This is a genomic window from Chryseobacterium sediminis (assembly GCF_008386505.1).
In the GTDB taxonomy this organism is placed as follows: domain Bacteria; phylum Bacteroidota; class Bacteroidia; order Flavobacteriales; family Weeksellaceae; genus Chryseobacterium; species Chryseobacterium sediminis.
Window position 1 is genome coordinate 358,740 of sequence record NZ_VUNZ01000001.1, and the last position, 11,461, is coordinate 370,200.

Genomic DNA, 11,461 nt, shown 5'->3' on the forward strand with positions numbered 1-11,461 from the left:
ATTTAAAATATTCCAGTGCATTTTGTTTATAATCTATAGGATTAAACCTATCAACAAAACCGGTGGTTTGCAATGCTTAGAAATGGGGTAAAGGTTTATTAGTTATAAATCATACTCATAATCTACTTCTAACTTATTTTTTACATCCTGTATACCAGGCGTTTTCCAGGCAATACGACCAGCCTCTTCCTTTTGATGCCAGGTATGTACCGTGCCCGTTAATATGACAGTGGTTCCGGTTACGGACACCCTGATTTCACTATTATCAATCGAACTTCTGTCAAGTGCCCTCTCAATATCACTCTTTTCAACGGTGTCCCGGATTTCTGGGTTAATGGTGATATTATTGTAAATACCTTTAACGCCGGGAAGATACCTGACAGCATTTTCTGTAATTTCCCTTAAGTACTCCCAAGATACTTCACCATTCAGATCCACCCAGCCATCTTCTACTTTCACTGTTATTTTTTCTTGTGGAATAAATGAGTTTGCATTAAATGCAGCTATAATTTCACTGGCGATTTCGACATCGGTTTTTGACCTGGGATCTGGTAATTTTACTTCGATATCTTCTACCAATACTTTTACTCCCAAAACATTTTTTGCAGCATGTTCAGCCTGCAGCTTTTTTGCATAACTGTCTACATTACCCGTAAGGGAAACAATTCCGTTATTTACAACAACACCAATTTCTGCTGAATGCAGCAAAGGTTCCCATTGAATGGCATCCTGAACATCTTTTTGTAATTCTGCATTTGTTTTCATTTTTTATACAGTTTTGTACTTCAAAGTTCCAGCAACTTCACAAAATATAAGATGACCAACATCACAATGAATCATGATATTAATCAGGGTAAATGCTTGGTGGTGTGTATTTTATTGTTGAAATTTGGATAGCTACGTACGTGTGTAGCTTAAAAAAAAATAAAAATGGACAAAACTATTTTAACAATAACACTGAATCCGTCGGTAGACAAAAGCAGCAGCGTTCAAAGCATCGTTCCTGAAAAGAAATTGCGTTGTAATTCTCCTAGATATGAACCGGGAGGAGGCGGAGTTAATGTATCCAGAGCCTTAAAAAGATTGGGAGTAGTCTCAGACATTTTTTTTACTTCAGGGGGAAGAACCGGCAGGTTACTTGAAAAATTGCTTAAAGCCGAGGAGCTGAATATATTTCCTTTCCATGTTTTTTCAGAAACCCGGGAAAATTTCATCGTTTTAGATATCTCCAGCAACAACCAGTATAGGTTCGGATTTCCCGGAGAAGAGCTGACGCAGGAACAACAAAAAGGTATTCTAAACAGTTTGCCTACCATAAACCCCTGTCCGGACTTTGTCGTCATCAGTGGTAGTTTACCAACACAAACAAATCCAAACTTTATAAGAAAACTTGTTAATATGTATAAGTTAAAGGGAACTAAGGTCATTATCGATACATCAGGAGAAGCTCTTAGAATAGCGGTAGAAGAAGGGGTGTTTTTATTAAAACCTAATATTGGAGAACTTGCCTTTTTAGTAGGAAAAGAAAAACTGGAAGAACCTGATATAGATCAAGCCGCCCAGCTTATCATTTCACAGGGTAAAGCTGAGATTGTGGTAGTATCATTGGGCTCTCAGGGTGCTGTCTTATTTTCAGGAAGTGAAAAAATTAAGATTGAGGCACCGGTTGTTGAAGTAAAAAGCACTGTTGGCGCTGGAGACAGTATGGTTGCAGGAATGGTTTCGGTTTTGGTAAAGGGAGGTGATTATAAAGAAGTCCTTTCCCTGGGAATTGCTTGTGGATCTGCCACTACAATGACCGAAGGAACAGGACTTTTTACCAGGGAAAATGCGAAGCACTTATTTTATAAAATTTGGAAATAACTTTTACTCAAAAATGATATCATGGTTAGCTCCAATTTTTGTCTGCGAAATTATTCTACTATATGTGAACGTAAAGGCCAAGCCATTTTCTGATGTATTTCTAAGAGACGCGTTATAAAATGACTTGTTGCTACGTCGTGTAAGTCATCCTTACAATTCATGGTATATTCACAAAGTCTAAGAATAAGACTTTCATGATCTTGTAATAATTCTGTAATAAAAGCATGGCTGTTATGTCTCTCCCCATTTTGTTCTGTAAAATGTGTTGAACTTACGTACGATTTTAGAGTTGCCGGTACATACTGACCGAGAGAACGTATTCTTTCTGCAATACTGTTGATGATATCATCCAATTGTTTGCATTGAGTATCAAAAAAAGTACGTTTGTCATGATAGTCAGCTCCCTCAACATTCCAATGGGCATTTTTTGTTTTTATATATAAAACGTTTTCATCTGCCAATATTTTTATGAGCTGATCCGCTATTGCATGACGATGATTGTCTGCTATTCCTATTTGTATTTTCATTTTAATTGATTTTACTGTTTTTTGTACTACAGACAAAACATATTACTATTTTGCAGACATTCCTCCATCAATGATCTGAGTTGTTCCTGTAATGAACTGACTGTCTTCGCTTGCAAGAAATAAAGCCAGTTTTGCAATTTCAATAGGTTCAGCATAACGTCCTAATGGTATTGCCGCCTCAAATTGCTTCTTAACCTCTTCACCATGCCCTGCAGAAGAGCTTTCTTCTATAGAACGCATCATTCTGTTATTTACCGGAGAAGGGTGAATTGTATTCACTCTGATTTTTCGCGAAGATGCTTCAAGGGCTGTAGTTCTCATAATGCCAACTACGGCATGTTTACTAGTGACATAAGCACTTAACCCTGCAAACCCCAATATTCCGGCCACAGATGAAGTTATAATGATGCTTCCACCATCATTCATTTGGGGTAAAACATATTTATTGCCCAGCCATACCCCTTTGACATTGACGGACATAATTGTATCAAAAACGTCTTCAGGATAATTTTCAATTGGCTTCACAACTCCTTCAATACCGGCATTGTTGAAAAACACATCTATTTTTCCAAATAGTTTTATGGTTTCCGCAACATAGTGTTCAACATCAACAGCTTTTGAAACATCAGCAACTGCATATCTTATATGTTCGCTATTTAATTCGTAGGCAGCTTCTTGTAATTCTTTTTCATATAGGTCGACGAGCATTACTTTTGCTCCCTCTTCTAAAAATAGTTTAGCTGTAATTTTGCCAATGCTTCCGGAGCCGCCTGTTATAATGGCTACTTTATTTTCTAATTTGCTCATGAGTTCAGATTTATTTAATGAATAGATTTTGATAATTTTTTAATAGTAATCTATATTGAACTGAAATTGAACTGCAGAAAAAGTTATCTTCCAAAGGTCAAAGATTAAATCCGGGGTTAATAAAAATCATACTCATAATTAACTTCCAGTTCATTCTTTACATTCCATATACCCGGAGTTTTCCAGGCAATACGACCGGCTTCTTCTTTCTGATACAGTGAATTTGCAGTTCCCGTTAAAGTTACAGTTGTTCCTAAAACAGATACTTTAATATCATTATCATAAATTGAGCTTCTTTTCAATGCGTCCTGAATGTCTTTTTTTTGTATCACATCGTCTAATTCTGATTTAATTGTAATTTTATTAATCAAGCCCTTTACACCGGTAAGATATTTTACTACACTTGCTGCTTCCTCTTTTTGGTAATGCCACGGTAATTCACCTTCTAAGGTTACCCATCCATCTTCAACTTTTACCATTATTTTATCATCGGGAACAGAGTAATTAGACTGTAAGGCATCCAGTGCTTCCTTGGCTACTTCGGCATCAGCCTTTTTCAATGAGCTTGGAAATTTTACTTCAATGTTTTCAACTAAAGCCTTAACACCTGCAACTTTTTTCGCAGCATTTTCTGCTTCTGCTTTTTTCGCATAATTGTCAACTATGCCGGTAAGAGAGATCACACCGTCTTTTGCAATAACGCCAATTTCTGCAGCATGCAGTAATGGCTCCCATTTAATGGCATTTTGAACATCTCTTTGTAATTTCGCATTTGTTTTCATTTCAATTTTTTTTTGGATTAATAAATGTTTAAAGTTTGCTCATTGCAAGAATTTTATAGTTGCATCTAATTCTTAGAGTACTTTTTACTTAAGTCAATGCTGTATGTTAATTCATCCCAAAGGTCACGAACCTGCATGAGAAATAATATGACAGGTATCACTGCAAAAAATGATACTGATCAGTTCAACACTTCAATCTTTTAAACGCATAAAATTTTAAATCGATTTGCATTTAGTAAGTATTTGGAAAGCGTTGAAAAAAACAGATTAAAGTATAGCGATATCATTATTTTTAGTGATGGCAGTCATTATTTGACAGTATGGTAATTTGGAAATTTGTGGCATAAACTTCAGATTATGAAAGCTTTTTTAACATTCACCATTATTCTTTGCTTTACAATAATTACACAAGCTCAGGATTTGAAAACAACAAACGAGATTACTTCTTTACTTAAAGACAATGGTACGCTCTCAAAGCTGCATTATCCGCAATCGGTTATTAGGTTTTATACCGGAAATAATTCTGAATATGCGTGGATAACTCCAGAGAAATCAGATCAGCCTGAAACTGCAATGTTACTGTTGGAATATTCCTATCGATTTGGTCTTTCTTTATCTGATTATCATTGGGATGCCATTTCTCTTCAGAAATTAAGAAAATTGCGAGATACTCCTGTTGAAGAGAATCAAAAGGAAAAAGCTGAGTTCGATATTCTGATGACGGACGCCCTTATCACATTCATCAATAACATGCATTTAGGGAAATACAACCCTTTGTATAAATCATCATATATTGATTCCAATGATATAAATGGATTTCGATCCGACCATATACTGCTGAATGCAAGACAGCAGACAGATTTTCTTAAGACAATCCTTGAGGTTCAGCCTAAAATAAAAGAATACACGGACTTCCAGAACTATTTAAATACTCTCTATGAGGAAGATGATTGTATAGCTCCACAAAGGGAATCTGAAAAAATCATCATCAATATGGAGCGCTTACGGTGGATCGATACCCATGATACTTCCTATATCCTGGTCAATATTCCTTCCTATACATTGAAACTTTATCACCAGGATGATGTATTTGATTTTAAAGTGATTATAGGAAAGCCAAACACCAAAACGCCAGTTTTGAGCAGCAGTATTCATTATTTTACAACAGCGCCTGACTGGAAGGTTCCCCAAAGTATTTTCATAAAAGAAATGCTGCCTAAAATCTTAAAAAGTCCTCAGTATTTAGAGAACCATCATTATTCAGTTTATGATAAAAATGGAAATCAGGTTGAAATAAGTTCATCAAAACTAAAAGAGATCCGTCAAAACCCTTACCGATATAGTATAAGACAATCATCCGGATGTGATAATGCATTGGGAGCGGTGGTTTTTAGATTTGACAACTCTTATGGAATATATCTCCATGATACTTCTCAAAAACAATTGTTTAGTAAAGATGAAAGAGCTTTGAGTCACGGATGTATTCGTGTTGAGAATGCTAAAGAGCTGGCAGCTCTCCTATTAAAAAACGATGGTTTAGGAAACAAGATTCCTGTTTTAGAAAATGCAATGTCAGAGTATAAAAGAAAAGATTTTGTTCTAAAGCAACCTGTTCCGATTATTATAACCTATCTGACCTGTCTTATAACGGATGGAAAGCCTGTATTATATAAGGATATTTACCATTTAGATGATTCATTAGAAAATATGTTTAACCAAAATAAATAATCAGATTATGAGAACGATTTTAGTCGCCACTGACTACTCAAAGCCAGCGCGAAATGCTGCTTTTTATGCACTTCACTTGGCCCATGCCCTGAAAGCCAACATCGATTTCTGCCATGCCTTTGGATTACCGGTTGAAAGTCCAATGCTGGGGCAGATCGCGTGGTCTGTATACGAATATCCAGATTTATATGAAGAAAATACAAAAGAGCTTAAAAAGTTGGTAAAGGCACTGGAAGACAGAGAAAAAGTTGTATGGGGAGATGAAGCTTTCCCATTTCATCCTTCAATACATTATGGAAGTGAGGGAGGCGATGCCGTTCATGTGATTAACAATATGGCAGCCGAGAAAAAACCGCTTCTTATCGTCATGGGTATGCAAGGAGCAGGGATGCTTACCCGTTTTATTTTCGGAAGCAACAGCATACAGATGATTGAAAACACAAAGTATCCGCTTCTTTTAGTTCCCTTAAACCATAAATATAATGGGCTTAAGAAGATTGCTTTCGCTACAGATCTGAATAAAAAAGACATAAAAACAGCCCAATTATTAATTGAATTTGCCAAATACTTTGACGCTGAGCTTTTAATTACCCATATTATTCAGAGTGATAATGATGTGATTCAGGATGCCACTTATGAACATAAGAAAGAGACATTTCTAAAGAACCTTAATGGTAAAATTTGTTACAACTGTATATACAGTGAAAATATAGATTACGGTTTGGAAATATTAAAATACAAAGACATCGATATGCTGGTGATGGGCCATCATGACAAAAGTTTTTTCAAAAGACTATTTTTGGGAAGTCATGCCGCAAGACAGGCTGTAGAATTGGAAATTCCGCTATTAACGATTCCTGAAAATGGTCATATTCATTTTTGAATATTTGAATTAATTATTACATATAATTGTTTATAATAAAAATAATATTGAATACGAAAACATTTTCATAGATCATATATGTTCATTATGCTAAAATGCATAACTTTATATGTCTGCATAATACGATAACTATGGAAAGTGCCAAACTGTTGCAAGCCATTATTGAAACGGCTATTGACGGTATTATAACCATTGATGACAGGGGGAGGATAGAAAGCCTGAATCCCTCTGCACTAAAAATATTTGGCTACAAAGAGGAAGAATTAATCGGAAAAAATATTTCAGTATTAATGCCGGAACCCGATAAAAGCAGACATGATGATTACCTTATTCATTATCAGACTACCGGAGAAAAGAAAATCATTGGAAAAGGAAGGGAAGTCAGAGGATTAAGAAAGGATGGAACACAATTTCCTTTTAGGCTTGCTGTAAGCGAAGTACAATATCAGGATAGGATGATTTATACAGGTTTTATCCACGATCTTTCCAAAGAAAAAGAAGCGGAAGAATCTCTTAAAAGGTATGCTGGTGAGCTGGAAGAATTAGTCGAAAACCGTACAAAATCACTAAAAAAAATGCTTCATGAATTGGAGGTGGCCAAGGAAGAAGCTAATACATCGCTGGAAAAAGAAAAAGATCTTAACAAAATGAAAAGCCGGTTCGTATCAATGGCATCACACGAGTTTCGAACCCCTTTAAGTTCTATGCAGCTTTCTGCCGTACTTATTGAAAAATATCTTCAAGCTTCAGACAATATCCAAATATTAAAACATCTCCATAAGATAAAAAATGCAATTGCCAGTTTGAATTCCATCCTCAATGATTTTCTTTCCTTAGAAAAATTGGATACCGGAATTGTAAAACCCCATTATGATTTATTTGATATTGTTAAGTTTTCAGAAGAACTTACAGAAGAAATGCAGCTTATCACCAAAGAAGACCAAATTATAATTTACCAGCACGCAGGATCAGAAAGTGAAATCAATTTGGATCAAAACTTATTAAGAAATTGTTTAATGAACTTAATGAGCAATGCTATAAAATATTCAGGAGAACATACGTTGATTGAATTCTCTACAGAAATAAATGAAGATAGGTATGTGTTTTCAGTAAAAGATAATGGAATAGGAATACCCGAAGGAGACCAGTCCGGTCTTTTTCAGCCATTTTTCAGGGCACATAATATAGGAAATATTCCCGGAACAGGTTTAGGTCTCAATATTGTTCAGCGGTATGTAAATCTCATGGATGGTCTGGTTCATTTTGAAAGTACATCAGATAAGGGTACTGAGTTTACCTTATCATTTCATAAAAATTCAGCTAACAATACTCCAATTTAGTACCAATGGAAAAGATACGCCTACTGATAATCGAAGATAATGACGATATCCGCGAAAGCACTTCGGAGATTCTTCAGCTTGCCAGTTATGAAGTATTTCAGGCTTCTAATGGTAAACAGGGAGTAGATCTGGCTATTAAGCATATACCGGATGTGATATTATGTGATATTATGATGCCGGAGCTTGACGGGTATGGGGTTTTACATCTTTTAAGCAAAAGAGAGGATACTGCGCTTATCCCTTTTATTTTTATAACGGCAAAAACGGATCGGATAGAAATCCGAAAAGGAATAGAAATGGGGGCGGATGACTATCTTACTAAGCCATTTGATGATATAGAACTCCTCAGTGCTATTGAAAGCCGATTGAAAAAGAAAGAACGTCAGAAAAGCCTTTATAGCAATATTCTTAGTCAAATGACCAATTTATTTCATGGTGCGCACGGACTTGATGAATTAAAGAAAGCTTTTGATGAACGAAAAGTCAAATCTTTTAAAAAGAAACAGATTATCTATTATGAGGGTGATACTGCAAATGCGGTTTATCTTATTATATCAGGCTCAGTGAAAACAACAAAAATGACAGAAGACGGAAAAGAATTCATGACAGCAGTCTACAGTCCGGAAGAATATTTTGGAATCACTTCATTATTTGCAGGAAAAGAATATAAAGAGACGGCTGAAGTATTGGAGGATACTACCTTATGCTCAGTTCCCAGAGAAGTTATTGATCAACTACTGTATAAATATCCGGACATAGCGGAAAAATTCATCAAAATTCTTGCCCAGAATGTTATTACCCACGAAGAGCAGCTATTGCAGCTTGCTTATTTTTCTGTGAGAAAAAGAATGGCGGAAGTTTTACTTAAGCTCCATACAAAACATCCTCACACTGAAAATTTTGAAATTTCAAGAGAAAACCTTGCTTCTATGGCTGGAATGGCTATTGAAACGGTAAGCAGAATTCTGAGTGATTTTAAAGAAGAAAATTTAATAGATAGAAATGCAGGCAGGATTACAATATTGGATGTTCCCCGTCTTCAAAAATTAAAAAACTAATCTCTGTCACTTTTTATAATGATTTTATACATTGAATAGTGATAATGGGATCTATACATTTGATGATTCAAAAGACAGTATGAAAGTCATCGTTTATCATATCAGCCAGGAAGATAAAAAGCTTCTGGCTTTGGCTAATCGTAAAAAGCATAAAATTACGATCATAATAAATTCTTTAAGTGAAGCTACCGTTCATTTTGCAGAAGCAAAAGATGCTGTCATAATTATTGATCAGGAAAACCTAGTTTCAAACAGGCTTATTTTTAAACTTATATCCTTTGGGATTAGATATTTTATATTCAGATTCCAGGAACAGGCTCCTGTGGATGTATCAATAATTCAGGATGCCGGATTGAAATACATTACCATTACAGATTCAACATTCAAGATTTCCTCAATAATTAAAATTCTCGATGCCTGGGAAAAAAGTGATTAGCATCATTTCAAAACGCAACGATCGTCATAATTTAAAAATTATTTCTCTTATACCTTTGAAGTATAAACCTTAAAATAATTGTGTTATGAAAACTTTGGAAAAAACCAATCCATCAAATGAATCTCAATCATTAGAATCTCAGGTAGAAGATTTTTGGAAGAATGATGATCTTGTTAATCAGTTGGCTAAAACGGAGCCAACAGTTAACATTATTGATAAAAATGGTGTTTATAAGCTTAAAGTATCAGCTCCGGGATTTAAGAAAAAGGACTTCAAAGTTGCAGTTGAGGACGGAACATTGATCATTAGTGCTGCAACCAGTGCAGAGAAAAAAGAAGAAAAAGAAAATTATGTCAGAAAAGAGTTTTCAGCTTCCTCATTTGTCCGCAGTTTCCGCTTACCGGATAGTATTAGTTTAGGCCATATAAAAGCCAATTATAAAGGGGGATTATTAAATATTACCATTAATAAATCTAATCTGGATAAAAAAGAAGTAAAAGAGATCAAAATACGCTAAAATTTTTCAGTATTAATTCATCAAAACCTATTGCGCATTCAGGAGATTATTCAAGTATCAGAGCCAGAATAGGCCGTTGCGCAACAGATTTATAAAACTAAAAAAATGGATACTATTATTTTAAAATCTCTTGGAGGAGCCGAAACAGTTACCGGATCCAAGCATTTATTAAAGACCTCGGAACTTACTATATTAGTAGATTGTGGATTATTTCAGGGCATTAAATCTTTGCGTGAACAAAACTGGGAATCATTACATGTCGATGTTGCTGAAATAGATATTGTCATTCTTACGCATGCTCATCTTGATCATTGCGGTTATATTCCTCTTCTTGTAAAAAACGGATTTAAAGGTAAAATTTACATGACTGAGCCTACCAAAGAATTAGCAAAATTGATTTTACTCGATAGTGCAAAGCTGCAGGAAGAAGATGCGGAGAAAGCGAATTTTCATCATTATACCAAACATAATCCTGCAAAACCGTTGTATACGATAAATGATGCTGAAAGATCTTTTAAACAATTTTTTACGGTTAATGAAAACACTGCGATCAAACTTAGTGATCATATTCAATGCAGGTTTAAACCCTGCGGGCATATTATTGGAGCCTGTTCTGTGGAGATCAAATGTTTTGAGAAAACGATCATTTTTTCAGGAGATATCGGACGGACTCACAGCACTATTTTACCTCCTCCTGATTTTTTCACCGAAGCGGATTTTATAGTGATGGAATCGACATACGGAGACAGACTTCATGACAATACCAATTTATATGATAAATTGGAACACTGGATCAATCTCACTGTTAAAAACCATGGTAATATAATTATTCCCAGTTTTGCTGTAGGCAGGGCACAGGAGCTTATTTATATTCTTTATCAGCTCAAGGAACAGAACAGAATCCCTTACAATCTTCCTGTAATTATGGATAGCCCAATGGCTGCTTCTGCTACGGATATTATGGTTGAATATGCTGAACACACAATTGTTAATAAAGAAAAATGGCTGGAAATTATTGAACAGGTGAATATCAATAAAGAATATACGAATACTGAAGAAATAGTTCATAATAAACAAAGTAAAATAATAATTGCCGGCAGTGGTATGATGACAGGAGGGCGTGTGCTTGAGTACTTAAAGCATGATATAGGAAACAGCCGGAATACCGTATTAATTGTCGGTTTTCAGGCAGAAGGTACTCGTGGAAGAGCATTGCTTAATGAATCTCATGAGTTAAAAATTCACGGAAAATATTATCCTGTAAACGCAAATGTTGTTGAATTGACAGGATTATCTGCACATGCTGATCAATCTGAACTGATGGAATGGATAAGAAAATTTAAAAATTCTCCACAACAGATCATGCTTGTTCACGGTGAACCCTCTGCCCAGGAAGCATTACGAGTTAAAATTCAAACAGATTTGAAAATACCGGTTAAAATTCTAATAAAAGATACAGAAGTAATCTTTTAAGTATTTTTTACCAGTAGTGTAATTTTAATTGAAGGGATCTCTATTCT

At 35.2% G+C, this 11,461-nt stretch carries 12 protein-coding genes; 8 read left to right on the forward strand and 4 right to left on the reverse strand.

The features are described from left to right. Positions 1 to 102: 102 nt before the first annotated feature. Positions 103 to 765 carry a BON domain-containing protein gene (locus FW780_RS01525; RefSeq protein ID WP_149831883.1) on the reverse strand — a complete coding sequence of 221 codons (663 nt, stop codon included), beginning with the start codon at positions 763 to 765 and terminating at the stop codon, positions 103 to 105. A gap of 165 nt (positions 766 to 930) precedes the next feature. Here FW780_RS01525 and FW780_RS01530 point away from each other — a divergent pair, with 165 nt between their 5' ends. Then, the gene (locus FW780_RS01530; RefSeq protein ID WP_034692182.1) at positions 931 to 1,863 is read left to right on the forward strand and encodes a 1-phosphofructokinase family hexose kinase; all 933 of its coding nucleotides are present in this window, start codon (positions 931 to 933) and stop codon (positions 1,861 to 1,863) included. 50 nt (positions 1,864 to 1,913) lie between these two features. Here FW780_RS01530 and FW780_RS01535 read toward each other — a convergent pair whose 3' ends face one another. The 3 genes from FW780_RS01535 to FW780_RS01545 all read right to left on the reverse strand — a co-directional run bounded on the left by FW780_RS01535 (position 1,914) and on the right by FW780_RS01545 (position 3,979). Continuing rightward, complete coding sequence (locus FW780_RS01535) at positions 1,914 to 2,390, reverse strand: Dps family protein (RefSeq protein WP_149831884.1); 477 nt, start codon at positions 2,388 to 2,390, stop codon at positions 1,914 to 1,916. Between the two features lie 45 nt (positions 2,391 to 2,435). Beyond that, a complete protein-coding gene (locus FW780_RS01540; protein ID WP_034692184.1) occupies positions 2,436 to 3,197 on the reverse strand; it encodes an SDR family NAD(P)-dependent oxidoreductase in 762 nt (253 codons plus the stop codon). Positions 3,198 to 3,313: 116 nt separating this feature from the next. Next, complete coding sequence (locus FW780_RS01545; RefSeq protein ID WP_034692185.1) at positions 3,314 to 3,979, reverse strand: BON domain-containing protein; 666 nt, start codon at positions 3,977 to 3,979, stop codon at positions 3,314 to 3,316. Positions 3,980 to 4,336: 357 nt separating this feature from the next. On the opposite strand from FW780_RS01545, the gene FW780_RS01550 reads away from it, so the two are divergent. From FW780_RS01550 to FW780_RS01580, 7 genes are all read left to right on the forward strand, one after another. Next, entirely contained in the window at positions 4,337 to 5,707 is a 1,371-nt protein-coding gene (locus tag FW780_RS01550; protein ID WP_034692186.1) for a L,D-transpeptidase family protein, read from the forward strand. A gap of 7 nt (positions 5,708 to 5,714) precedes the next feature. Continuing rightward, positions 5,715 to 6,590 carry a universal stress protein gene (locus tag FW780_RS01555; RefSeq protein ID WP_034692187.1) on the forward strand — a complete coding sequence of 292 codons (876 nt, stop codon included), beginning with the start codon at positions 5,715 to 5,717 and terminating at the stop codon, positions 6,588 to 6,590. Between the two features lie 131 nt (positions 6,591 to 6,721). Continuing rightward, on the forward strand, positions 6,722 to 7,930 hold the full coding sequence (locus tag FW780_RS01560) for a PAS domain-containing sensor histidine kinase (protein ID WP_034692188.1): 1,209 nt from the start codon (positions 6,722 to 6,724) through the stop codon (positions 7,928 to 7,930). A gap of 5 nt (positions 7,931 to 7,935) precedes the next feature. Continuing rightward, complete coding sequence (locus tag FW780_RS01565; RefSeq protein WP_034692189.1) at positions 7,936 to 8,988, forward strand: response regulator; 1,053 nt, start codon at positions 7,936 to 7,938, stop codon at positions 8,986 to 8,988. Between the two features lie 79 nt (positions 8,989 to 9,067). After that, positions 9,068 to 9,424: a Rossmann-fold NAD(P)-binding domain-containing protein gene (locus tag FW780_RS01570; RefSeq protein WP_241676822.1), complete on the forward strand. Its 357-nt coding sequence runs from the start codon at positions 9,068 to 9,070 to the stop codon at positions 9,422 to 9,424. Between the two features lie 85 nt (positions 9,425 to 9,509). Next, complete coding sequence (locus FW780_RS01575) at positions 9,510 to 9,941, forward strand: Hsp20/alpha crystallin family protein (RefSeq protein WP_149831886.1); 432 nt, start codon at positions 9,510 to 9,512, stop codon at positions 9,939 to 9,941. A gap of 105 nt (positions 9,942 to 10,046) precedes the next feature. Further along, entirely contained in the window at positions 10,047 to 11,414 is a 1,368-nt protein-coding gene (locus tag FW780_RS01580; protein WP_149831887.1) for an MBL fold metallo-hydrolase RNA specificity domain-containing protein, read from the forward strand. Positions 11,415 to 11,461 lie beyond the last annotated feature (47 nt).